Source organism: Nocardia sp. NPDC047648 (genome assembly GCF_040642815.1).
Lineage (GTDB): Bacteria > Actinomycetota > Actinomycetes > Mycobacteriales > Mycobacteriaceae > Nocardia > Nocardia gamkensis.
In genome coordinates this window covers 185,126-207,794 of record NZ_JBEYSX010000016.1, presented here as the reverse complement: position 1 = coordinate 207,794, position 22,669 = coordinate 185,126, and the positions used below count along the sequence as shown (strand labels likewise).

At 68.8% G+C, this 22,669-nt stretch carries 20 protein-coding genes; 3 read left to right on the top strand and 17 right to left on the bottom strand.

Annotated features, from left to right (window positions below; genetic code table 11):
- Positions 1-490 precede the first annotated feature (490 nt).
- The 5 genes from ABZ803_RS29075 to ABZ803_RS29055 form a co-directional block, all read right to left on the bottom strand.
- Positions 491-1,579 (bottom strand): ABC transporter ATP-binding protein, encoded by a 1,089-nt coding sequence (locus ABZ803_RS29075; protein WP_357044098.1) that lies wholly within the window; start codon positions 1,577-1,579, stop codon positions 491-493.
- Between the two features lie 13 nt (positions 1,580-1,592).
- Positions 1,593-2,459, bottom strand: coding sequence for a carbohydrate ABC transporter permease (locus tag ABZ803_RS29070; RefSeq protein ID WP_357044096.1), 867 nt, complete (start codon positions 2,457-2,459; stop codon positions 1,593-1,595).
- A complete protein-coding gene (locus ABZ803_RS29065; protein WP_357044094.1) occupies positions 2,456-3,298 on the bottom strand; it encodes a sugar ABC transporter permease in 843 nt (280 codons plus the stop codon). Before ABZ803_RS29065 ends, ABZ803_RS29070 begins: the two co-directional genes overlap by 4 nt.
- A 5-nt stretch (positions 3,299-3,303) precedes the next feature.
- Positions 3,304-4,611 carry an extracellular solute-binding protein gene (locus ABZ803_RS29060; protein WP_357044092.1) on the bottom strand — a complete coding sequence of 436 codons (1,308 nt, stop codon included), beginning with the start codon at positions 4,609-4,611 and terminating at the stop codon, positions 3,304-3,306.
- Positions 4,612-4,937: 326 nt separating this feature from the next.
- Positions 4,938-6,137, bottom strand: coding sequence for an alpha/beta fold hydrolase (locus tag ABZ803_RS29055; protein ID WP_357044090.1), 1,200 nt, complete (start codon positions 6,135-6,137; stop codon positions 4,938-4,940).
- 358 nt (positions 6,138-6,495) lie between these two features.
- Here ABZ803_RS29055 and ABZ803_RS29050 point away from each other — a divergent pair, with 358 nt between their 5' ends.
- Together ABZ803_RS29050 and ABZ803_RS29045 are read left to right on the top strand one after the other, a co-directional pair.
- A complete protein-coding gene (locus ABZ803_RS29050) occupies positions 6,496-7,101 on the top strand; it encodes a YdcF family protein (RefSeq protein WP_357044088.1) in 606 nt (201 codons plus the stop codon).
- Positions 7,102-7,145: 44 nt separating this feature from the next.
- A complete protein-coding gene (locus ABZ803_RS29045; RefSeq protein WP_357044086.1) occupies positions 7,146-8,183 on the top strand; it encodes a fused (3R)-hydroxyacyl-ACP dehydratase subunits HadA/HadB in 1,038 nt (345 codons plus the stop codon).
- 12 nt (positions 8,184-8,195) lie between these two features.
- On the opposite strand, the gene ABZ803_RS29040 is transcribed toward ABZ803_RS29045, so the two are convergent.
- From ABZ803_RS29040 to ABZ803_RS29020, 5 genes are all read right to left on the bottom strand, one after another.
- On the bottom strand, positions 8,196-9,245 hold the full coding sequence (locus ABZ803_RS29040; RefSeq protein ID WP_357044085.1) for an LLM class flavin-dependent oxidoreductase: 1,050 nt from the start codon (positions 9,243-9,245) through the stop codon (positions 8,196-8,198).
- Between the two features lie 45 nt (positions 9,246-9,290).
- Entirely contained in the window at positions 9,291-10,127 is an 837-nt protein-coding gene (locus ABZ803_RS29035) for an alpha/beta hydrolase family protein (RefSeq protein ID WP_357044083.1), read from the bottom strand.
- Between the two features lie 189 nt (positions 10,128-10,316).
- Complete coding sequence (locus ABZ803_RS29030) at positions 10,317-11,267, bottom strand: acyl-ACP desaturase (protein ID WP_357044081.1); 951 nt, start codon at positions 11,265-11,267, stop codon at positions 10,317-10,319.
- Positions 11,268-11,324: 57 nt separating this feature from the next.
- On the bottom strand, positions 11,325-12,269 hold the full coding sequence (locus tag ABZ803_RS29025; protein ID WP_357044079.1) for a transcriptional regulator: 945 nt from the start codon (positions 12,267-12,269) through the stop codon (positions 11,325-11,327).
- A 102-nt stretch (positions 12,270-12,371) separates the two neighbouring features.
- Positions 12,372-12,503, bottom strand: a complete 132-nt coding sequence (locus tag ABZ803_RS29020; RefSeq protein ID WP_357044077.1) for a hypothetical protein — start codon at positions 12,501-12,503, stop codon at positions 12,372-12,374.
- 332 nt (positions 12,504-12,835) lie between these two features.
- On the opposite strand from ABZ803_RS29020, the gene ABZ803_RS29015 reads away from it, so the two are divergent.
- A complete protein-coding gene (locus ABZ803_RS29015) occupies positions 12,836-14,386 on the top strand; it encodes an acyl-CoA carboxylase subunit beta (protein ID WP_357044075.1) in 1,551 nt (516 codons plus the stop codon).
- A gap of 216 nt (positions 14,387-14,602) precedes the next feature.
- Here ABZ803_RS29015 and ABZ803_RS29010 read toward each other — a convergent pair whose 3' ends face one another.
- The 7 genes from ABZ803_RS29010 to ABZ803_RS28980 all read right to left on the bottom strand — a co-directional run bounded on the left by ABZ803_RS29010 (position 14,603) and on the right by ABZ803_RS28980 (position 22,412).
- Positions 14,603-15,184: a hypothetical protein gene (locus tag ABZ803_RS29010; protein WP_357044073.1), complete on the bottom strand. Its 582-nt coding sequence runs from the start codon at positions 15,182-15,184 to the stop codon at positions 14,603-14,605.
- A complete protein-coding gene (locus ABZ803_RS29005; RefSeq protein WP_357044071.1) occupies positions 15,166-15,825 on the bottom strand; it encodes a TetR family transcriptional regulator in 660 nt (219 codons plus the stop codon). Before ABZ803_RS29005 ends, ABZ803_RS29010 begins: the two co-directional genes overlap by 19 nt.
- Positions 15,826-16,011: 186 nt before the next feature.
- On the bottom strand, positions 16,012-16,962 hold the full coding sequence (locus ABZ803_RS29000) for a helix-turn-helix transcriptional regulator (RefSeq protein ID WP_357044069.1): 951 nt from the start codon (positions 16,960-16,962) through the stop codon (positions 16,012-16,014).
- Between the two features lie 102 nt (positions 16,963-17,064).
- Positions 17,065-18,009: a helix-turn-helix transcriptional regulator gene (locus tag ABZ803_RS28995; RefSeq protein ID WP_357044067.1), complete on the bottom strand. Its 945-nt coding sequence runs from the start codon at positions 18,007-18,009 to the stop codon at positions 17,065-17,067.
- Positions 18,010-18,385: 376 nt separating this feature from the next.
- The gene (locus ABZ803_RS28990) at positions 18,386-19,450 is read right to left on the bottom strand and encodes a fused (3R)-hydroxyacyl-ACP dehydratase subunits HadA/HadB (protein WP_357044065.1); all 1,065 of its coding nucleotides are present in this window, start codon (positions 19,448-19,450) and stop codon (positions 18,386-18,388) included.
- A gap of 178 nt (positions 19,451-19,628) precedes the next feature.
- Complete coding sequence (locus ABZ803_RS28985) at positions 19,629-21,002, bottom strand: lipase family protein (RefSeq protein ID WP_357044063.1); 1,374 nt, start codon at positions 21,000-21,002, stop codon at positions 19,629-19,631.
- 234 nt (positions 21,003-21,236) lie between these two features.
- On the bottom strand, positions 21,237-22,412 hold the full coding sequence (locus ABZ803_RS28980) for a lipase family protein (RefSeq protein ID WP_062967357.1): 1,176 nt from the start codon (positions 22,410-22,412) through the stop codon (positions 21,237-21,239).
- Positions 22,413-22,669: the final 257 nt, after the last annotated feature.

Below are 22,669 nucleotides of genomic sequence, written 5' to 3'. Positions count from 1 at the left end.
TCAAATCCCTCGCCCACTACCTCGTCAAAATCAACCCGCCAGCCCCCAAAACAAAACAGTAACTTACTGGCCTAATTTCAGGCGCGACACACTAGGTGCCTGTCACCTCCGCCGCGCGCGCCGACCCGGTAGCCGAACTCGTACCTCTCACCCGCGTACACCTCGTCACGGCGAAAAGCCCTGCGCTGTTGCACGCGGGACGCCTCCGCGTTCGCGGCGACCACTACAACGTCGAGATGTGGCCGACGAACTGGCGGCTGTCGGCAGGACACCGGCTCCGGCTCACCATCGACGGAGCCGAACTGCCGCATCTGCTGCCCACCACCTCGGCATCCGACCAGCTCGGAAACCTCACCGTGACCACGGCCCCGAGCACCAGAGCTTCCTCAGCCTTCCCCTTCAGCGAGGAGCTTTCACCTGAGCGCCGGTTGGATCGACCTTCTCGGGTGCCGCGAGAAGCTCGCGCGGACGCCGTCCCGGAGTCCGGTGCTCACCCGACCGGCAGGAGCATTCCGGTTTCCGGGTCGTACCAGCGGCATGCTCCGGGAGGCAGGTGCAGATTCGCAGTGCCGCCCTCGTCGGCGCGGAAGCCCGGCGGCGCTTGTACTTTCACCGTCTGCCCGCTGAGACGGGTGGTGAGCAGGGTCGAGGAGCCCAGTGGTTCGAGCACTTCCAGCTCGGCCCGCACTGTCGCGTCCGCGGGGTTGTCGGCCAACACGACGGCCTCGGGGCGGATGCCGAGCCGCAACGTCTTGCCCTCGAAGGAGGACAGCTCGGGAGGAACGGCGAGCGATTGCCCGCCCAGGTCGATGCGCGGCCCGGCAGCTCCGGCGGCGACCGTGCCGGTGAGGAAGTTCATCGGCGGGCTGCCGAGGAAGCCGCCGACGAATTCGGTGGCGGGGTCGTCGTAGACCTCGGTGGGCGGGCCGCACTGGACGATCGCCCCGGCGCGCATCACGGCGACGCGGTTGCCCAGCGACAGCGCCTCGATCTGGTCGTGGGTGACGTAGATCGTGGTTGTGCCGAGTTCGGCGACGAGTCGTTTCAGCTCGGCCCGGAACGACAGCCGCAGCAGCGCGTCCAAGTTGGACAGTGGCTCGTCCATGAGCAGCACGTCGGCGTCCATCACGATCGCCCGCGCTACCGCGACGCGCTGGCGCTGCCCGCCCGACAGCCGCGCCGGGTAGCGGTCCAGGTAGGGCGTGAGCTGCAACAGCTCCGCGGCCCATGCGACTTTGCGACGGATCTCGTCGGCGGGCACGCCGTGCACGCGCAGGCCGAAACCGATGTTGTCGGCGACCTTCTTGTTGGGGAACACGGCGTAGGACTGGAACACCATGGACAGATTGCGCCGCCGCGGCTCGAGATAGGTGACGTCCTTGCCGCCGATCACGATCTGACCCGAGTCCGGCAGCTCCAATCCGGCGATCATGCGCAGCAAGGTGGTCTTGCCGCAGCCGGACGGTCCGAGCAGCACCATGAACTCGCCGTCGGAGATCTCCAGCGAGACCTCGTCGGTGGCGCGCGCCGTACCGCCGGGATAGGTTTTCGCCAGATCCCGGACCACCACTTCAGCCATCAGCGAACCCCTGTCATCGCAGCGTCGTCCCCCACATGTTCACCAGGTAGCGCCGCATCACGAAGATGAACGCCAGCGCCGGGATGATCAGCGCGAAGCCGCCCGCGAAGCGGTACGCCGTCGACGCCTCGTCCAGCGCGGTGAGCACCTGCGCGGGTAGCGTGCGGTGCCCGAGTGTCACGATCGTCGCGCCGAGGATCTCGTTCCACGACAAGACGAACGTGAAGATCGACGACGCGGCCAGCCCCGGCAGCGCCAGCGGCACCACGATCCGGCGCGCGGCCTGCCAGCGACCGCACCCGAAGACCTGGGCCGCCTCCTCCAGATCGGGCGGTACCGCGACGAAGATGCTCGCCGTGATGAGCACGGTGGTCGGCAACGCGAGCGTGGTGTGCACCAGCGTCACGGCCAGCACCGTGTCGTACACCTCGACGCGCAGGAACATCGTGGCCAGCGGCACCGAGAGCACCACGATCGGCAAGGCGCGCACGAAGAGGATGAAGACCTGATAGGTGTCTTTGCCGCGAAACGCGTGGCGCGCGAGCGCATATCCCGCAGGCGCGCCGATCACCAGCGACCAGAACACCGTGTAAAGGCCGACCAGCACCGAGTTGCCCAGTGCGGCGGCGGTTCCCGTCGCCCGGAAGAACGCGACCAGCGTTTCGGTGGAGAAATCGCTGGGGATCAGCGGCTTCGGGAACTCGTTGAGCGCCTCGCGGGAGGACACCGCGGCGAGGCCGATGAGAACGATCGGTAACGCCATGAACAGGCTCACGGCCGAGCAGGCCACCTGCACCCACACCGCGCGCCTGCGGCGCCTGCGCAGCGGCGCGCGATCGACGGGTGGCAGTGCGCGCGACGGGGCGCTGTCCGGGTTCATCGCGCCTGCTCCGGCTGCCGGACCGCCCGCAGGTAGAAGACCGCGGTGGCGAGCGAGATCGCGAGCACGATCAGCGAGACCGCGCTGGCGACAGCGGGATTCTGCAGATTGGCGTACCACTCGTAGGTCTCGCCCACCAGCAGCGGAAAGTCCCGCCCGGTCAATGCCTGCGCCACGGCGAACGCCTGCAGGGCCAGGATGGTCCGCAGGATCAGCGCCACCTGCAGACTCGGGCCGAGCAGCGGCAGCGTCACATGCCGTAGCCGCTGCCAGAAGTTCGCGCCGAACACCTGCGCGGCCTCGTCGTAGTCACGCGGGATCATCTGCACGCCCGCCACCACGATCACGAACACCAGCGACGTCGCGCGCCAGACCTCCGCCACCACGACAGCCAGCAGCATCGTGCCCGCGTTCTGGTAGCCGAGCCACTGCACGCCGTCCTCGGAGACGCCGAGGCCGACCAGCAGGGAGTTCAGATAGCCGCGGTTGTCGAAAATGGACAGCCACACCAGGCCCGCGGCCAATTCGGAGATCGCCAGCGGCAGGCACCACAGGTAGAAGTGGCCGCCGGCGAACCGCGGCCGCGCCTGCATGAGCAGCGCCATGCCGACGGCGAGCGCGAGCTGGATCGGCACGACGATCACGATCAGCAGGACCGTGTTGCGCAGTGCGGTGAAGATGTAGGGATCGTCGAAGAGTCGCTCCCAGTTGGCGAGGGTGAGTCCGTCGTCGCCACGGAACGCCTCGAGCACGCCCTGCACGAGCGGCCAGCCGAACAGCGCCGCCATCAGGACGATCGAGGGAAGCAGCAGCATCCACGGGGAGCGCAGTCGCGACATCACGGTCAGCCCACCCGGCAGAGTTCGGCGGCGGGATCCGGAGCCCAGCACGGCACCTTCAGGTCGTCGAGGATGCCTTGCAGGACCCGAGCCTGCTGATCCAGCGTGGCGCGGATATCGGCTCCGTCGAGCACGATCGAGCGGAAACTGTCTTTGAAAACCTTGCTCACCTCGCCTTCACGCTGTCCGAGACCCACCGGTGGCAGCGAAAGAAGGGCGCCGGGCGCCTCTTGCTGCCTGCGCACCGCGTCGGCCTCCAGCTGGATCGCCGGCGGCAGGTCGCCGGGGATCGCCGTGTCGACCGACGGGAAGAAACCGTTGGAACGCAGCAGCCGCAGTTGAGTGTCGGGGCGGGTGAGGGTGCTGATCGTCCGCTGCGCCAGTTCGGGGTCCGGGCTGCCCTCGGGAATCGCGAGTCCGGCGATCACGGCCATGTAACCGAGTCCGTGCGGGCCACGGGGCGCGGGAAGCATCCGCCATTCGCGCGGGTCGCGCTCGGGAGCGTGGACCAAGCGCACGACGTGGTCCCACGCCAAGCGCACCTCGCCGCTGTCGAGCGGCTCCTGCATGAAGTCGAAGTTCGTGCTCGCCGGGACGCAGTTCGCCCACAGCTCACGCAGGTATCGCCACGCCGTCACGGCCTCGTTCGAGCGGAAGGTGGTGATCTGCCCGCCGGTGAACGAGGGCAGCAGGAAGCCTTGGACGAAGCGGTGCAGCAGGCCCTTGGGTCCCGCGGGCAGGCCCAGCACGGGACGATTGCCGTTGGCGCGGCGCGCGGCGATGGCCCAGTCCAGGAACTGGTCATAGGTCAGCGAGGCGGCATCGGCGCCGGACGGCAGATGCTCCAGCGCGTCCGCGTGCGCGGCAAGGACATAACTCGCCGTGGCCCACGGGATGTACCACGTGCGGTCGGTGCCCACCCTGGCCAGTTCCAGGTAGGCGGCGGGCCAGCCGCGGGGGCCGAGGTCGGCGAGCAGGCCTGTGAGGTCCTGCAAATAGCCGTCGGCGAGCGGCGCGATGTCGCCGTGCAGGCCGCCGAGCAGACCGATCTGCGTCGCTCCCGCGTCGACCTGACTGCGGACCTGGCTCGCGAACGGGCTCTCTTCGATGGTCACGTAACCGACGCCGGGTGCGGCATCGGCGAGCAGGTCGCGGAACCGTTCGGCCTCGTCGGCGGGACGGAACTGGGTGGACAGGAAAATCATTCCGCCGTTGCCGCTGGTGGGGAATCCGGTGCAGGCGGCGGACAAGGCCGCCGCACCGAAGCCCGCCGCGCGCAGGAAGGATCTGCGCGTGGAACCGGATACCAGCATGCATGGCTCCTGTTCGGGCACAAAGCGGTTCGGACGAACATCAGGTCGGTCAACCTTAGGGCGCTGAAAGACATTGTCGATTGCCAATGTTGGCGATAGCGCACGGAACGGAACGTCCGGAACACGCCGATGCCCACCGAGCAGCGGGTGCGAGGAGCCGCTCGGTGGGCATACCGCCGCGCGCCGGGGACGTACGCGCCGGACAGGGGCGGGTTGAGGATCCCGTCCGGCGGGCAGAAACGCGTGGCGGCCGGTGCTCCCGTCGAGCAGGCGGGCGGAGTCGGGGCACAAGCCACGCCGCTCGACGGGAGCAGGTCATCCGGTGATCACAGCGAGCCCCCGCCGCCGAGCAACCACGGGTTGAAGGTGCACTCCAGATTCGGATGGCCGGCCGGGTCCAGCGCGCGCAGCGCGATGGACAGCGCCCGCGGTGAATACATCATCGTGAGGTGGTCGGACACGTCCTGTTCGCATCCGTCCTGCAGCGTGATGTTCTGCACCGTGACGCCGGGCGCCGCCTTCAGGAAGGTCAGATCGTAGGGATTGGTGATCTCGTCGTAGCGGGTGCCGACCACGGTGTAGTCGACCCCGGAGACGGTGTCGCCGTTCTCGTTGAGCTTGTTGACGAAGTCCGAGCCGATCGTCTGCTGGATGCCCGCGTGCCCGACGAAGATCTCGATGAAGCCGAGGATGTCGATGCCGAAGTTGTTGATCGCCCGGCCCAGCGCACCGATGCCGTCCAGACTGGTGCCGTGATGCGTGGCGCCGTAGGTGACCAGGTTCTTCACCTTGGCCGCGCCGCCTTCGAACTTGGTGTACCAGTTCGACATCGACCCGCCCTGCGAATGCGCGACGAGGTCCACCTCCGACGCCCCGGTCGCGGCCAGCACCCGGTCGACGAACGTGGCCAGCTGCTTGGCCGAGTCCTGGATGTAGCCGGTGCCCATCACGCCGGGCAGCACCGATCCGAGACCGCCGCCCTCGAGCAGGTTGGACCGGCCGTAGTTGAAGGTGAAGGTGCAGAAGCCCGCGTCCTTGATGGGCCGGCCCATGAAGGCGAAGCCGTTGTAGGCGTTCATCCAGGTGCCGTGCACCAGCACCACCGGGCGGGGGTGCTCGGCGGTCGGCTTGCAGCTCCAGTCGTTGGCGCCCGGCGGGGCGACGTCCGGATGGGTCAACCCGTAGCCGAACGCGGCCAGCCACGAGGTCATCGGCGGACCGTAACCCACGGTGTCGCTGGCGTATCCGCCGGAGGATCCCGAGCTGCTACCGGATCCGCCGTAGCAGTCCCCGGATCCGTTGCCCGACCCGGCGCCGCTGCCCGAAGTGCAGGCCGAGCCGGTGCCCGCGCTGCCCGAATCCGCCACCGGCGCGGCCGTGCGGCCCGCCGCGATGTAGTCGGCCAACTGCTGTTCGGTGGGCTGAGCCTCCGGCGCCGCGTTCGCGCCGGACGCACCGACGGCGAGCACCGAAACGCTCAGCAGCACCGCCGCCAAGGACGATCGCCCGTAGGTACTTCGTTTCATGATTTGCCTTCCTGCAGAACCACGGTGTTCGACGACCGGCGCCGTTCTCGCTGGTAGACGGCACCGAAGCTGCGCCAACGCTAGAACCGGAAAACGGGACGGCCTATGCGGAAGAGCTGGATCTGGAGACCTCACGAATGCGTTCGGCCACGGCTAGGGAGACGGCACAAAGTACGCGAAAAGGGCATTTTCATGAATTCGGTGAATAGGTCGGCCGGCACAAGCCGATGGCACCGAAACGGTGAATTCTCCAGATCACCAGGCGATTACGGTTCCGCAACGGCCGACGGCCGCATCATGGATGGACGCTGAACCCAGCCATCGGTGGCCATCCGGTGGCTAACCACTGGGAGATCCCGTGTCCGCCACCATGGTTACCCTCGCCCGCACCGTGCTGGGCGCGTTCGCTGTCACCGCCGCGCTGACCAACCCCCCGCACGCCGCCGCGGACGGCCCTGGCTCCGCCGACGCGGGCCCCTCGAGCACCGCGCCGTTCGCCCTCGTCCCCGCCCCGACGCCGACGGTGCGCGGGCCGGTCACCGCCATCGTCGTGCTCGGCTACGGACTGCTGCCCGACGGCGGCATGCGCCCGGAACTGATCGATCGTCTGCACGCCGGATACGCGCAGGCGCTGCTGGCGCCCTTCTCACCGATCATCGTGACCGGCGGCAACGCACGCAACGGCGTCACCGAGGCGCGGGCGATGGCCGATTGGCTGATCGCCCGCGGCGTCCCGCCCGCCCGGATCGAGCTGGAGCCGGAGGCCGATACGACCGCGCAGAACGCCGTGCGCTCGGCCACGATCATGCGCGCGATCGGCGCGCGCGACGCCGTGGTGATCACCTCGGCCGATCACATGGACCGGGCGGTGGGCACGTTCCACGACGCCGGGGTGGACGTCGTCGGCACCGTGACCCCCGAGCAGGTGCCGCCCGCCCTCTGGAGGTTCGGTCCGCTCCCCTGACGGGATGCCGCTGCCGATTACCGTTTCGCAATACAGGAGCAACCATGAACGATACCGCGGTGAATCCCGCCGAACAGGCGATGTCGCTGGTCGACCATCGTTACCGTTCCACTCTTCGCTACGAGGTGGAACGGGAAAAGATCCGTGAATTCGCCCGCGCCGTCCAAGATTCCCATCCGGCGCATCGAAGCGAGGCCGCCGCGGCCGAACTCGGCTTTTCCGGACTCATCGCGCCCGCGACGTTCAGCTCGATCATTCTCACCAGGGTGCATCACGAAATACTGAACACCCTGATCACCGGTTACGACCCGACCCGAATTCTGCACGCGGACCAGGTCTTCGACTTCGGCAGGCCGTTGGTGGCCGGTGATCGGCTGACCTGCGACATCTATTTCGAATCGTTCCGGCACTTCGGCGACTACGACGTCCTCGCGATCAAGAGTGTGCTGATCGACCAGCACGGTGCCGTGGTGCAGACCGGTTCCAGCGCGCTGCTCGCGCGCGTCGGCGAGCGTGATCCCGGGTTGGCCGATGTCGTGCGCAAAGTGGCCATGGGACATCGCTGCCCCGAGCAGCCGGCCGCGGACAGCACCGTCGTCCCGGCCGCGGCGGACTATCTCACGCCGACGCCGAAACCCCGGATACCGCGCACGCGTGTCGATTTCGATTCCCTGGCGGTGGGCACCGAGCTGCCCGTTCGCACCATGCGCCTGTCCCGTGGCGACCTGGTCAACTATGCCGGCGTGACCGGCGAATCCAATCCGGTGCTGTTCGACGAACGCGTCACCGTCGCCAGCGGCCTGCCGACCGTGGTGGCGCCCGGCATGCTGAAACTCGGGCTGGCCACCTCGTTCCTGAGTTCCTGGCTCGGTGATCCCGCGGCGGTCACCCGTTTCCGCGCGCAGTTCGCGCACAACACCCAGCACCTGCGGATACCGTCGTTGGGGGCGGGCACGATTCACTTCCGCGGCCGGGTCACCTCGATCGACGCGCGCAAGCGGCGGGCGACCATCGCGGTCGACGCGCGCGCCGAGGGACGCAGACTGTTCGGCTACGCCGCCGCCGAAGTGCTCTTCGCATAGGCGATATCGGGATCAGGCGGCCCGGCCGGACCGCGCGTCCGCGCGATCGCGGTCCGCGCGTTCGGGCGACAGGCCGGTGAGCAGCGCCAGGCGGCGATGCGAATCCAACCGCGCCGCGCGATCGTAAGTGCTGGTGTGCACGAGGATCTCGTCCGCGCCCGTCCTGGTCAGCAGCCGCTCGAGGTGGTCGGCGACCTCGTCCTCGGTGCCGTACAGATGGCCGCGCAGCCCCTCCTCGACGATTCGGCGCTCCCGGTCGGTCATGGTGCGTGCCTCGATCTCTGCGGGCGGCAGCAGGGGCGGGAACTCGCCACGGGTGCGCGCGTACGCGGCGGACCACGCCTCCGGCAGCAGCAGCCGGTGGGCCTGCGCGGTGGTGTCGGCGATGACGATCGAACCGGACACCATCACGTAGGGTTCGGCGCCTGCCAGGGCGGGGCGGAATTCGGCGCGATAGCGCTCGATGGCCTCGACCATGCGGTCTTCGCCGCCTGCCGGGGCGATCACCAGCGGCAGCCCGAAGCGGGCGGCGCGTTCGGCGCCGGAGCCGGTCGCCAGCAGGAAGGCGGGAACCCGCAGTCCCTCGGCGGGCCAGGCGTGCACCCCCTGCCTTCCCTCGGTGAAGTACGCCAGGAGTTCGGCGAGCCGGGCGTCGAAGTCCTCCGCGTCGCGCTTGTCGTGCCCGAGCGCATGCCGCACACCGTCGGTGAAGCCGACCGAGCGGCCCAACCCCATGTCGATGCGACCCGGGTACAGCGATTCCAGCACGCCGAACTGTTCGGCGACCACCAGCGGCTGATGATTGGGCAGCATCACGCCGCCGGTGCCGATGCGGATCCGCGAAGTCGCCGCCGCCGCGGCCGCCGCCAGCACGGTCGGCGCCGAACCCGCCACGCCGGGCACGCTGTGGTGCTCGGACACCCAGAAGCGGTGATAGCCCCACTCCTCGGCGAGCCGGGCGAACTCGACGGTCTCCCGCAGCGCGGCCGGATGGCTTTGACCGCGCCGTACCCGCGACCGATCGAGGACGGAGAACCGGACAGAGGACAGCGCCGAGGTCATACCGATGTCAACGCGAGCGCGCCGTGCTGATTCCGCCGGGCCGATTCACGGGGCGGCGGGCACTCCGAGCGCCTCCGCCAGCACTCGCCAGGCCCGCGGCAGCTGGGCCTGGAAATCCGGCCAGGTGTGCATGCCCTCGGCGGTGTACTCCACGGTCGCGGGTATCCGCAGCTCGGACAGGCGGGCGGCGAACCGCTCGGTGCAGGCACGGGCGCCCGCCTCCAGCGCCGCGCCGCCGCCCGCGGTGCGCAGCGCGTCCGCGACCGACGGGGAGTTCGCGACCGTCACCAGGTCGGCGCCGGTCGGCAACCCGGCGGCCGCCGAGAGGTAGACAGCGGTGCGGCGCAGGTTCTCCGCATGCAGCAGGCTGTCGTGCGCGGCCCATTCCGGTGAGGACGGCGGGCCCCAGAGATTGTCGACGTTGCCACCGCGCGAGGCGACCGTGATGGTGGTGACCGCGTGACCGAGCGGGTCCGCGGTGGAATAGCACCCGCTCATCCCGGCGACGGCGCGATACCAGCCGGGGTGGCGCTGGGCGAGCATCATCGCCGCCTGCGCCCCCATCGACACGCCGGCGATGGCGCGGCGGCCGTCGGTGCGCAGCAGCGATTCCACGATCGGCGGAAGCTCGGTGGTGAGGAATGTCTCCCAGCGGTTGAGTCCCAGCGCGGTGTCGTGGCGGACCCAGTCGCTGTACATGCTGCCGGTGCCGCCGCCGGTGAGCACCACGTCAACCGGTTTGCCCGCGAAGAATTCGGCGGCGCCGCCCTTGCCCAGCCATGCCGATGTGGCGTCGCCGTCCACGCCGTCGAGCAGATACAGCACCGGGCGTGGCGCATCGCCGCTGCCGCGCAGCACGTCGACCGAGATGATCCTGCGCATCGCCGCGGAAGCGATGGAAAGCCGTTCATGCCCCTCGGCGACCTTTTCGATCGACAGCCAGCCCCGTGCGGGTCATGGCCGGGTCCACCGCGGGCGGCGGGGCCTGCGGCACCGGATCGGCGAACACGGGGGCAGCGGTGACCGCGGCGATGAGGGCCATCGCCGCCGCGGTGATCGGTACGCGCGACCTCATCCCGCCGCAGCGGCCCGTTCCGCTCGTCTGGCCGCCGCGCGCTCGCGCTGCTCCTCGAACCGTCGCGCCTTCAGCTCCAGGTCCTCGAGGTAGGCGTGCAGTTCGTCGCGGGCGCGTTCGCCGTCGCCGGCCAGGTCGGTGCGCTCGAAGACATGCCACGCGCGCAGCACCGGGCGCACGACCACGTCGAGATGCTGGCGCAGATCGTAGATGCCGTGCTTGGCCAGCAGCACCGCGTTACGCCGGAAGTTCGGCTGGGAGAGTCCGGGCATCTGAAAGCGGGTGACCACGGCGGTGATCGCGCGCAGCGCTTCGTTCGGCACGAGGTCAAGAGCGGCGGCGCTGATGTTCCGGTAGAAGATCATATGCAGGTTCTCGTCGGCGGCGACACGTTGCAGCATACGCTCGGCGATCGGTTCCTCGCAGGCCGCTCCGGTATTCCGGTGGCTGATCCTGGTCGCCAGCTCTTGCAGTGTGACGTAGGCCACCGAACGCAGGAACACTTGCTCCGTGTCGGGTTTCGCGAAGCCGGTGGTCATATGCGCCATCCTGGCCTGCTCCAGCAGCACCGGATCGACCGCGCGGGTCACCACCAGGTAGTCGCGCATCACGATGGCGTGGCGGTTCTCCTCGGCAGTCCACCTGCCCACCCAGGTGCCCCACACCCCGTCCGGGGAGAACGCGGCCGAGATCTCCCGGTGATAGGACGGCAGATTGTCTTCGGTGAGCAGATTGGTGATCATCGCCGTCTGCGCGACTTCGGAAAGTCCGGATTGTCCCGGTTCCCAATCGATTCCACCGAGGGCGGCGAAATTACGCCCGTCGTCCCACGGCACGTAATCGTGCGGATTCCAGGACTTGGCCTTGCGCAGATGGTCGTTGAGCAGACGTTCGGCGGTGGGTTCGAGTTCGCGTAGAATATCGCGATCGGTCAACGCGGTGGTCACTCGCACTCCTTTGCTCACCCTCGATTTCAGGGCACATTCGACGATACCGCCGAAATTTCAGGCCGAACGGCCGATTACGTGATCGTTGGGCGAGGTGACGATGGTCATATGACCCGGCTGGGGCAGTTCACAACCCGCGATGTCGCCCGCGTCGGTCACCCCGTACAGCCCAGGGGGCCTGCCCGCCGCCCGTAACCGGTCCAGCAGATCGTGGGCGCGCCCGGCCAATTCGGGAATGCGCGCGGTGCGCCCGGTGGCCACCGCGGCGGTCAACGGCACTTCGGCGGCCTCGCCGACGATGGCCAGCACGTCGGGGGTCATGCTGAACGTTCCGGTGCGGGCGGGCACGTCATCGACCGGCACCAGCACCGTGCCGCCGGCGGCGGACAGCACCGACAACGCCCGTGAGCCGAGCGGATCGGCCAGCGCGGCCTGGACCCGCCGGAGTTTGCGCCGGGCCGCGTCCGTGCCCGTGACGGGTCTTCGCTCGTCCGGGTGCGCCGGAATGCCCAGCGCCACGACCTGGTACGACCGCGCGATCGGAATGCCGGTCGCCCTGGCGAGTTCGCCGACCGCGTGCCCGCCCAGCAACGCGGAGACCAATGTCTGGGCGGCGGTCTGGTGTTCCCGCGCGACCGCGCGATGCTCGTCCACGTAAGCGGTCGACGCCGCCACCGTCACCATTTCCAGGACGTGGATCGCCAGTCGCGCACCCGCGAGAAAATGGTCGGTCCGCTCGTCGGCGACCTCGTCGGCGAGCAATTCCAGTCCGTTGCGGATTTCGTCGTGATACGCGCCGAGCACCGTTTCCAGCGCGATGCCCTCCCGCGCCCAGCGCGAGGCGAAACCGGCGATCTCCGGAGGTCGCGACGCCGCAGGCGCCGGACGCGGCGCCAGCAGTTCGACGGCGGCCGCCAAACAGTTTCGCGCGGTGCTCGCGACATCGCCGGAGGCGTCGTGGCCGACGCGCTCGGCGAGGTGTTCGACGAGTTTCGATGTCAATGTCTCGGTACTCGTTCTCGGCTGCCTGCCCATCATGCCTTCCGAAGGTTAGCGACGGATCGTGATGGAATCGAGATATGCCGCGCCGAATCGGGTAAGTCATCAGTGGTCGCCCGACCGGTTGGGCACGATCACAAGCTTTTCGAGCGGATCGCGGCCGACGGCGTCCGGCACGGACAGAACCGCTGCGGCACCGCGATTTTCGAATCCGGCGCCCGAGCCGTCCCAGGCCACCGATCTCCGGAGTATGTGACGCAGCGCCGTCCGCGCATTTCCGGCGCTGCGTCGAGCCCACCCTAGATCGGGGGGCACCGACCTGAGAAGTCCCCTTCGACGCTGTGAGGACGGTTCATCGACGCTCACGGCAACGATTGGGACGTCGCACAGTCCGTGTCGTCGCGGCCGATCGGTCCGGCGCGTGCTATGAACCGTGGAATCGAAAGGCAAACCTGTGAGCTGCTCCATGGAATCTTCCGAACCACTGTGCAGCGGATCGCGGCGCCGATAGCATCGAGCGCCGCGCTGCCGTACGGCGCCGCGACGAGTTTCGAAGGGCTACAACACATATGAGCGGTACGCGAGAGAAGCTGGACGAGCTGCGGGCGATCCTGGAGCTGGCCGAGGAGCCCGCAGGCGAGAACGGCATCGCGAAGCGCAAGAGCAAGGGCATTCCCAGCGCGCGGGAGCGGGTGCGCGCACTCCTCGACCCCGGGAGTTTCGTGGAGATCGGCGCGCTGGTGCGCCAGTCGGGCACCCCCGGCGCCATGTACGGCGACGGCGTGGTCACCGGGCGCGGCCGGATCGACGGCAGGCCCGTCGTGGTGATCGCGCACGACCAGACCGTCTTCGGCGGTTCGGTGGGTGAGATGTTCGGCCGCAAAGTCGCCGCCGCATTGGATTTCGCCACCACGAATGCCTGCCCGGTCGTCGCGATCAACGACTCCGGCGGCGCCCGCATCCAGGACGCGGTCACCTCGCTGGCGTGGTACGCGCTGATGAGCCGCCGCCAGGAACGGCTGTCGGGCTTCGTACCACAGGTATCGATCATGCTCGGCAAATGCGCGGCCGGGTCGGTCTACGCACCGGTGAACACCGACGTCCTGATCGCGACCGAGAAGTCGTACATGTTCGTCACCGGCCCCGAGGTGATCAAGGAGGTCACCGGCGAGGAGGTGACCATGGAGGAGCTGGGCGGCGCGCAGGCGCAGGCCGCGACCGGCACCGTCCACCACGTCGCCGCCACCGAGCAGGACGCCTTCGACTGGGCCAGGACCTATCTGAGCTATCTGCCGTCGAGTTGCCTGGAGCCCGGCCCGATCGTCAACCCGGGGCTGGAGCCGCAGGTCACGCCGCACGATCTTGAGCTGGACTCGATCGTTCCCGATTCCGATCGGCAGGGCTACGACATGCACGATATCTTGCTGCGCCTGTTCGACGACGGGGACTTCCACGAGATCAGCGCGGCCACCGCGCAGAACCTGATCACCGGCTTCGCCAGGGTGGACGGGCGCAGCGTCGGGGTGATCGCGAACCAGCCCCTGGTGCTCGGTGGCGCGATCGACGCCAAATGTTCGGACAAGGCGACGCATTTCATCCGCTTGTGCAATGCCTTCGGGCTGCCGCTGATCTTCGTCGTGGACACCCCCGGTGTGCTGCCCGGCGTGGAGGAGGAGCGCAGCGGGGTGATCAAACGCGGCGGGCGGTTCTTCCGCGCGGTGATCGAGTCGACCGTCCCGATCGTCACCGTCGTGGTCCGCAAGGCTTACGGCGGCGGCTACGCCGTGATGGGCTGCAAGCAACTCGGCGCCGACGTCAGTCTGGCCTGGCCGACGGCGCGCATCGCCGTGATGGGCGCAGAGAGCGCGGTGAGCATCGTCGGCAAGCGTCAGATCGCCCAGGTGCCCCCTGAGCAACGCGCGGCGGTGCGCGATTACATGATCGAGCAGTACAACGCCACGGTGGCCACGCCATGGATCGCCGCCGAGCGCGGTTACATCGATGCGGTGATCGAGCCATCGCGGACCAGACTGGAGATCCGTCGCGCGCTGCGCCTGCTGCGCGAGAAGGAGGCGAGCGCCGAGCCCAACCCGCGCAAGCACAGCCTCTTCCCGGTGTGAGACGACCCGGGCTCCGGTTATGTTGTGTCACAACGTAACCGGGTCTATGTGATGGGATCTCCGACGATCCGCGCCGAACGGGGCCGCCCGGCACGCCGATGCCTTAATCTCAGGGCAGTGCCGGGCCGCTTCGTTCGCCGCGTTGCGGCCCCGGCACGCGACGTGCCCGCTGCGCCTGTTCCCTACCCTCGCCCGGCGGGCACGCCGCACCAAGGCTCAGCCGTGCCCCCAGGTGAGGTCGGCGGCCACCCACTCGGTCTCCCACCGGCGCAGCCGCCGCCGATCGAGTCCGCGGCGCAGCAGCAGGTAACTTCCCGCGAGCGCGATCGAGACGCCGAGCACCGCACCCGCGGTGAGCATGACCGCTTTACTGGCAGGCTGGGACGACGAGGGCGGCTCGACGATCGCACCGCGCTCGTTCAGCCAGATCGGCACGGCGGAACCCGGCTCCACCACCGTGGTCGACTGATAGTCGCCGGTGTGGGTCACGCCGTCGGCGTCTTTCCAGGACACGCGCGCGGGCACCACCGGCGCGTACAGCGGCGCCTTCCCGGTTTCGATCACCGTCGCGTCGACCTGATGCAACCGCGCTGTCTCGGCTTGCACCGCGGCTGCCTCCACCCGGTACACCCGGCCGCCGACGGTCACCGCCAGCACCGGCACGACGATCAGGAACACCAGGGCCAGCAGGACCGCGAACCCGGTTTGCACACGGTCTTCCCTGCGACGCAGCGGATTTCGATCCAAGCCGACGCGGCGGCACGTGCGGCGGTACATGTTCACCGACCCGGTAGACATGACGGTGACTCCTCGTTACGGAATTCGGTGGTGAGGGTGACGAGGGTGTCGAAGAACTCTTCGACGAGGCCGGGCAGACCCATCGGATCCGGGCCCGCCGCCCAGCTCTGCAGCGCCGCCAGCAGGATGCCGGCGCCGACGCCTACGGCGACCGCCGGACGCGGATCCGTCAGCGGATCCACCCCCAGCCGCGCCGCGATGATCCGGACCGATTCGCGCTGCCCATCGATGCGGATGCGCTGATAGCCGGCGAACAGTTCGGGTTCGTCCTCGAAGCGCTGGAACAAAGCCCAGCGACGGGCCAGCAGGGACGCGCGCGCGCCGCCGTACTCGGTGGCGAACCAGTCGTGGACGGCGTTGCGGTAGGCGGTCAGGGGCGGCTCACCCTGCGGGCGGCGGCGCAGCGCCTCGTTGAACAGGTGGACGTCTTGATCGACATCACCCAGAATCGCCTCCTCGATGGAGGCGAAATGCCTGCTGAACGTGCGCCGGGTGACACCGGCCCGCACTGCGATGTCCTCGACGGCCACCGCTTCCAGCCCCCGCTCGGTGAGCAGGTCGAACGCCGCGCGCGACAACGCCTGGCGGCTGCGCCGAGTGCGCAGCCGACGGCCGTCCAGACCGACACCGTCGTCGCTCATATACACAGCTTACCCCCTATTGTCCCAATGGGACAATATTCGGCCCATTCCCCGGCATGCGGATCATCTCGCACAGGAAATGCCCGATTCGGGCGCGCTGAATCCAGGACGGACCGTGCTGGGTGCGGGGCGGGGAGGGAGTGCTCTCCGGCGCGCGAATGCGGCGTGCCGCGGTGTGCGATCCGGTCACCCTCGCGGGTGGTCCACCGGTTCGTCGACCGTCGGCGGCACGCCGTCGCGCAAGACCTGGAGCAGTTGCCGGGAATGCTGCGGAGAAGGGGCCAGCAGCGAAAGTTGGTTCAGCGCGGCGTAGTACACATCCAGGTCGGCGATCTTGTCCAGATACAGCGCGCTGGTCAGCTGCTGAAGGTAGACGATATCGGGCAGATCCGCCTCGGCGAAACGCAAGATGGTGAACGCGCCGTCGGTGAGGGCGGGGCCGCCCACGTGGTCGGCCAGGATCTGGATGGTGATGTTCGGCTGAGCGGCCGCGTGCAGCACGCGGTCGAGCTGGGCGCGCCAGATGGTCGAGCCGCCGATCCTGCGGCGCAGCGCGGCCTCCTCGATGATCATCCACAGCCGGGGCGGGTGCGGACCGGCGAGGATGTCCTGCCTGCGCATACGCAGCGCGACACGACGTTCGATCGAATCCTCCGGCTCCCCCGGATGCGACAGGGTGAGCAGCGAGCGGGCGTACTCCGGCGTCTGCAGCAGTTCCGGGACCGCTCGCGGTTCGTAGCTGCGGATCAGGCGCGCCGCCTGTTCCAGCCCGAGGTAGGTGTCGAACCATTTCGGCAGCCAGTCGCTGTCCCGCGCCCACCACCCCGACGCATTGGCCTGCCTGGCCAGTTCCAGATAGCGCTCCCGTTCCCCGGGATCGGTCACCTCGTAGAAGTCGAGCAGGTCGACCAGATCCCGTTCCCGGCAGCCCGTACGCCCGAGCTCGAGCCTGCTGATCTTCGAATGCGACCCGCGTATGGCGTCACCCGCCGCCTCGCGGGTGATATTCCGGGACTCACGTAGGCGGCGCAGCCTGCCGCCGAGGACCATGCGTAGGACCGTCGGCCCGCCGCCGGACACCGCACGACCGCCGGGCCCGGGAGAATCGCTCGCCTGTCGTTCCTTCGAAGGACGCATGCCCCGAGTCTGCCATGTTCACCCAGTCGTTATCTATGGACGAAAGTCCCTGTACCGCTGGGTTTTCGTGGTTGCGCCGGGCTTCGTCGCCGCGCCTGACGGTCAGGCGTGGCCGGACGGCAGCTCAACGATGCGCGGCTCGCGCTCGCGCAACGCCGCGATGAGGTCGCGGGTGTACTCGGGCGGCGCGGCGTGCACCGACAGCAGATTCGCCACGGCGCGGTAGGCGGCGAGATCGGCGTCCTTGTCCAGGTACAGCGCGCCGGTGAGCTGCTGGAGATACACGATGTCGGGCAGATCCGCCTCGGCGAAGCGCAGCATGGCGAACGCGCCGTCGGCCAGCGCTGGGCCGCCGACATGATCGGCGAGCACCTGCACCGTGATGTTCGGCGCCTCCGCGGCCCGCAGCAGGTGCTCGAGCTGGGCCAGCCAGACCTGCGATCCCCCGATCCTGCGCCGCAGCGCCGCCTCCTCGACGATCAGCCACAGCTGGGGCGGGTCGGGTCTGGTCAGGATCTCCTGGCGGCGCATCCGCAGGGCCACGCGCCGCTCGATCGACTCCTCGTCCTCGTGCGGATGCGCGAGCACGAACAGTGCGCGAGCGTAGTCGGGGGTCTGCAGCAACTCCGGGACGACCCGCGGCTCATAGCAGCGGATGAGCTGGGCGGCCTGCTCCAGCCCGAGGTAGGTGTCGAACCACTTCGGCAGCCAGTCGGCGTCGCGATGCCACCATCCCGAGGTGTTCGCCTGCTTCGCCAGCCACTTGAACTCCGCGCACTCCTCCTCGTCGGTGACGCCGTACAGCGCGAGCAGGTCCACCAGATCCCGTTCCCGGAAACCGGTCCGCCCCAATTCCAATCGGCTGATCTTGGAGTGCGAGCCGCGGATCGCCTCGCCCGCTTCCTCGAGCGAGATGCCGCATGCCTCCCGCAACCGCCGCATCCGCCCGCCGAGGATCATCCGCAAGGCGGTCGGGCCGCCCTCGGCGGCGGGAGCCGTTCCCCGAGCGATGGTTTCGTTTTGAGGCCGCACTACCGAAGCACGCATGTACGCAGTCTTGCATGCGCACTGCCCACACTCCAGCACCGAGCCATCGCCGACGACGCGAATGCGCAGGTGTAAGCACATCCGCAAGATCATGCGCGGGATAGCGAGCACTTCACTCGCCGCCGACGGCGGTCACCCGACGTCGCGCACCGCAATGTGCCGCAGACCGACTTCGCCCACCCTGTACCAACGTACTCCCAGTACGCGCGAAACCCGGGTGCCGCGAAGCCACCGGTTCCCAGGCGGGGCGCAGCTGAACTTAGTTGGGCGCGAACGCGATACCGGACATAGGATTCTTCGACCGAGCCGCGTCACCGCGTGCTTCCAAACGGCACCGGCCCCACCTCCCCGGACGAGGCCGGGGCGGCCGCTCGGTTCAGCGCAGCAGCACGTCCGCCGTCGCACGACCGAACAGCTTTCGATCCCCGCAGGTCGCCGTCAACGCGATGGTGGCCGCGCGGCGATCCGGATCCAATTGCTTGACCCGGCCGTGGAATTCGATCGCGCTGGCCTTGGTCGCCGGGACGGGGGCGAACCCGGCGAACCGCACCCCATACCGCGTCACGGCGGCGGGATCACCGAGCCACGAGCTGAGATATCCGGCGCCCAGGCCCATTGTCAGCAGACCGTGCGATACCACGTCGGGCAGACCGGCGCTGCGCGCGACCTCGTCGCTGAAGTGGATCGGATTGGAATCGCCCGACACACCGGCGTAGTTCACCAGATCACCACGGGACACCAGCACCGTGCGCGGGGCGAGTGCCATGCCGACGGACAAGTCCTCGAAAACGGGAAGGGTTCGCGGCGTGCGCGGCTCGGCGGCCGCGTCCGGTTGGGCCGGCTCATCGAAGCTCTCGACCAGCCCGCCGTCGTCGTCGGCCAGGCGCGCGGCCGCCGCGTCCGCGCGGTCGGCGGCCGACTGCCCGGTCATGATCACGCCATCGACCGCCGCGCGCAGATCGGCGGCGAGTTCGACTCCGGTCTGCGCCACCGCCGTGGTGTGCGCGGTCTGCAACACCTCCTTGTGCTGATTGCTCAGCACGTTCTTGGTGACCATGAAGTCCTTGTCACCGAACTGCCGGAACGACTCGATGTAGGAATCGCACCGCACCTCGTCGCCCGCGACGATCGGCCGGTGCACCTGGATCGACTGCTCGGTCTGCAGCACTTGGCCGAGGTCGTACCCGGTGAGCACCGACTCGAACATCTTGCGCTGCATCAACATGAGGATGATCGAGGAGAACGTCAGCGGCGCGACGAGTCCGTCGAAGCCCAGTCCCCCGGCGGCGTCTTCGTGCCGGTGCGCCGGATGGCCGTCCTGCAGCGCTCGCGCGAACTCCCGGATCTTCTCCCGACCCACCTCGTACGGTTCGGTCAGGCGATAGTGCCGCCCCACCAGTGCCTTGGCCTGCTCGGACGCGGTGGTCGTGATGTCGCTCATGTGCCTCTCTCGGGAATTCGGGCGTCACCCCGCCCGGACCGGCCCACGGTACCGAAGCGGCGACGACACCGCACAGCACTCTAGCCAGATCTGGGCATACGAGCCGAAGGGGACAAATGTTGATCGCACTCGCGGGCCCACGGTGTTAACCGGAGCCCGCACCGCGGCCGTCGACCGGTCAGCACTCGTCGGGCGCGCGGACCCCCCGCAGCCTGTCGTCGAGCCAGACCATGGCTTCCGGATAGCCGAGCGCACCCGCGATGATGTGCTCGCCGAGCACACTGCGGTACACCGCGGGCACCCCCAGGCGGCACTGCTCCGCGTAGAGATTGCGCGCACCCTCGGCCGGGATCCAGAACTCCTGCTCGCCGTTGTAGACGTACAGCGGAGTCGCCGATCTCATGCCGGCCATCTTCGTCACCCGATAGATGTCCGCGGCGAGCGCCGAGTGCAGCGGATCGGGGAAGTTCGCGGCGATGTCGATCGGCAGCATCAGCACACCGATCGCGCCGTAGCTGCTGCCGCACATGTTCTTCACCGGTGAGGTGGCCACCCACTGGGCGAGATGGTTCATCCCGCCAAGGATCTCCGGCCGCTCGCGGCCGATCCCGAAGACCGCGCCCATGAACACGGCCGAGGCGAGGTTGCCGTTCATGCTGCGCGCCAGAATCTCGAAGTCGGCGGGCACCCCGCCGAGTGCGGCGCCGACGATCACGCCCGCCAATTCCGGTGCGTAGCCGTCGATCAGCTTCACCGCCCCGTGCGTCGCGATCGCGCCGCCGGAATACCCCGCGAGCCCGAACTTCGCGGCGCCGAACTCCTCCGGCAACAGTCCGCGCACCGCCCTGATCGAGTCCAGCACCGCGTGCCCGGCCACGATCGGCTCGGCGTAGGCCATCGACGGGCCCTCGTGGTCGGGGATCAGCACGGCGTAACCGCGCAACGCCGCCACGTGCGTCGTGGGTGGCAGGAAATCGGTGAAGCTGGTGTCCGGGTTGAGCCCGTGCGCGAGGGTGTATCCGGGCGTGCAGGTACGGCCGAGGGCGTCGATGGGCAGGTTGTTCACCACCACCGGCCGCTGCCCCGGTCCCGGCCACGGTGCGGCGGGAACGACCAGCGTCGCCGTGGCATACGACGGCGCGCCGTGCGCGTCCGTCGTGCGGTACTTCATCAGGAGCGCCCGCTGAACGGGCATCAGCATCAACGGTGCGGTGGTCGGGCTCACGTCACGGATCTCGATGACCTGCCCCTCGGACAGTTCGTCGAGATTCGCCGGGCGCAGGTCGAACATCGGATCGCCGACGGCCGACGGCAGGGCGGCCGAGCGCAGCGCCGCCAGCGACGGCGACAGCGTAGTCGCTTCGTGCGTGGGCGAACTCGGCTCCGGGGGCGGTGCGATCGGCGGCGGCGGGATGACCTGATCGATGAGTTGTTGCAGCCCGGGCAGGAGCCCGCCGGGCGGTGGGGCGGGCGCGGGCTCCGCGGCAGCGGGGACGGCCAGGGCCGAGCCGGCGGCGAGCAAAGCCACAGCAATGGCACGCGAAATTCTCATGGCACACGCCTTCGGGTGCGAACGGCAACGTCGTCTGGCACCCGGGCGCACTGGCCTTCGACCCCCGAATCGGCCCCTGTCAGACCGGGAGCCAGGACGTCAGGCTACGTCAGCGGCCATGGCTGGACGCAGTAAAGCATCCGAGTTGTGTTGTCGCGTATCCATATCGCAACAACCGGGCCGAGACCCGTATCCGGAGAACGGGTCCCGGCTCGGCCGGTCGCGTATCGTCGCTCAGCAGTTGCTCGGCGCCGGCTCCCCTCGGAAGCGGGCGTCCAGCCAGGTCAGCGCCGCGGGAATGCCGAGCACCGCCGCGGTCAGATGGTCCGGAACCGGAATCTGCTCGGCCTGCACCCTGGCGCCCGCCGCGCACCACCGCTTGTCGGTGTTGACCACCGCGTCGATCGGGATGAGACCGTCGATCGGCGAATGCCATTCGAATACCGGCATCTTCGGCACGCCGTCGTAGAGCTCGAGACTGTTCTCCTCGACCACGGCGCGCGCGGTGTCGTCGTTGATCATCGAGGTCGTCTTGGCGAAGTCCAGCGCACCGCGGCCCGCGCCGGTCGAGAGGATGTCGTTGGTGCAGCTGTTGGCGATCTGCGCGCGGGCGGCAAGCCCCCGCTCGTTCAACTGCTCGCTGAGCGGGAAGCGGGTCGGATACTCACGCTCCAACCCGAATCCGGCGGCGAACGCGAGCCCGAACACCGGGTGCGGGTTCAAACCCAGCCCCTCGAGCATCTTCACGAGATTCATCGGCACGCCGCCCATGGCCGCGCCGGCGATATCGAGTTCCGGGGCGTACTTCGGTTGCAGGGCGGCCGCCCACGCGGTGGCCATCCCGCCGCCGGAATACCCGACCATCGCCACCGGGCTGCGCTGCACCCCGAGTTCGCCGACCTGCTTGACGGCGCGTATCCCGTCGAGGGTGATCTGCCCACCGAGCTTCGCGGCGCCGTAGGCGAAATTCGGGCCCAGGTGATCGGGCAGCGCGACGCTCCAGCCGCGCGCCAGCAGCACGTTCCAGCCCGGCGCTTCCCGCACGACGAGGTTCGGATCACCGGTGTAGAGCACCCGGGAGACCGAGCACTCCGAGCCGAGTCCGTTGATGATGTGCTGGAACGACAGCAGCGGCCCGTCGGTGCGATGCGCCTTGGGCGTCAGCACCGTGGTGGTCGCGGCGATCGGTTTACCCTCCGAACTCGTCGACCGGAACCGGACCACGGTCACCGTGGTCTCCGGGAAGATCGCCAGCGGCGGCATCACCCTGGTCGCGATCACGTCGCCCGGCTTGCGGTCGGCGATATCCGCGGGTGTCGCGTAGAAGGGATCCGGATCGGGTTCGGGGTACAGCGGCGCGCTGGTCGCCGCACCGGCCATGCTCGCGACCAGAACCAGGCCCGCGGCCATCGCTCCGATCGCACGTGCGAGACGCCGTCGTCCCACTCCCCCACCCAACGAACGTGGGCCCTGACTCATCGACGTGTGCCTCCTGAATCGTCCAACGCTGTACTCATCCTCGGCAACATCACCCGCGCTGAGCACCACCCGACGCGATCATGTTGACAATTCACAAGTTTCGGGTGCGCGGCCGATGTCGGTCGCACGCCCCGGCTGGTGACTGTACCCGACCGCCGGGCGTCCGTTCTGTGACATTTCCAGCCGAT

Excerpts from the sequence above, each read along its gene's own strand:
- ABZ803_RS28995 (WP_357044067.1), bottom strand. The coding sequence starts at position 18,009 with ATGCGTGCTTCGGTAGTGCGGCCTCAAAACGAAACCATCGCTCGGGGA.
- ABZ803_RS28990 (WP_357044065.1), bottom strand. The coding sequence starts at position 19,450 with ATGAGCGACATCACGACCACCGCGTCCGAGCAGGCCAAGGCACTGGTG.
- ABZ803_RS29040 (WP_357044085.1), bottom strand. The coding sequence starts at position 9,245 with ATGACCTCGGCGCTGTCCTCTGTCCGGTTCTCCGTCCTCGATCGGTCG.
- ABZ803_RS29010 (WP_357044073.1), bottom strand. The coding sequence starts at position 15,184 with ATGTCTACCGGGTCGGTGAACATGTACCGCCGCACGTGCCGCCGCGTC.
- ABZ803_RS29065 (WP_357044094.1), bottom strand. The coding sequence starts at position 3,298 with ATGTCGCGACTGCGCTCCCCGTGGATGCTGCTGCTTCCCTCGATCGTC.
- ABZ803_RS29005 (WP_357044071.1), bottom strand. The coding sequence starts at position 15,825 with ATGAGCGACGACGGTGTCGGTCTGGACGGCCGTCGGCTGCGCACTCGG.
- ABZ803_RS29075 (WP_357044098.1), bottom strand. The coding sequence starts at position 1,579 with ATGGCTGAAGTGGTGGTCCGGGATCTGGCGAAAACCTATCCCGGCGGT.
- ABZ803_RS28980 (WP_062967357.1), bottom strand. The coding sequence starts at position 22,412 with ATGGCCGCGGGCCTGGTTCTGGTCGCGAGCATGGCCGGTGCGGCGACC.
- ABZ803_RS29015 (WP_357044075.1), top strand. The coding sequence starts at position 12,836 with ATGAGCGGTACGCGAGAGAAGCTGGACGAGCTGCGGGCGATCCTGGAG.
- ABZ803_RS29070 (WP_357044096.1), bottom strand. The coding sequence starts at position 2,459 with ATGAACCCGGACAGCGCCCCGTCGCGCGCACTGCCACCCGTCGATCGC.
- ABZ803_RS29035 (WP_357044083.1), bottom strand. The coding sequence starts at position 10,127 with ATGCGCAGGATCATCTCGGTCGACGTGCTGCGCGGCAGCGGCGATGCG.
- ABZ803_RS29000 (WP_357044069.1), bottom strand. The coding sequence starts at position 16,962 with ATGCGTCCTTCGAAGGAACGACAGGCGAGCGATTCTCCCGGGCCCGGC.
- ABZ803_RS29055 (WP_357044090.1), bottom strand. The coding sequence starts at position 6,137 with ATGAAACGAAGTACCTACGGGCGATCGTCCTTGGCGGCGGTGCTGCTG.
- ABZ803_RS29060 (WP_357044092.1), bottom strand. The coding sequence starts at position 4,611 with ATGCTGGTATCCGGTTCCACGCGCAGATCCTTCCTGCGCGCGGCGGGC.
- ABZ803_RS28985 (WP_357044063.1), bottom strand. The coding sequence starts at position 21,002 with ATGAGAATTTCGCGTGCCATTGCTGTGGCTTTGCTCGCCGCCGGCTCG.
- ABZ803_RS29045 (WP_357044086.1), top strand. The coding sequence starts at position 7,146 with ATGAACGATACCGCGGTGAATCCCGCCGAACAGGCGATGTCGCTGGTC.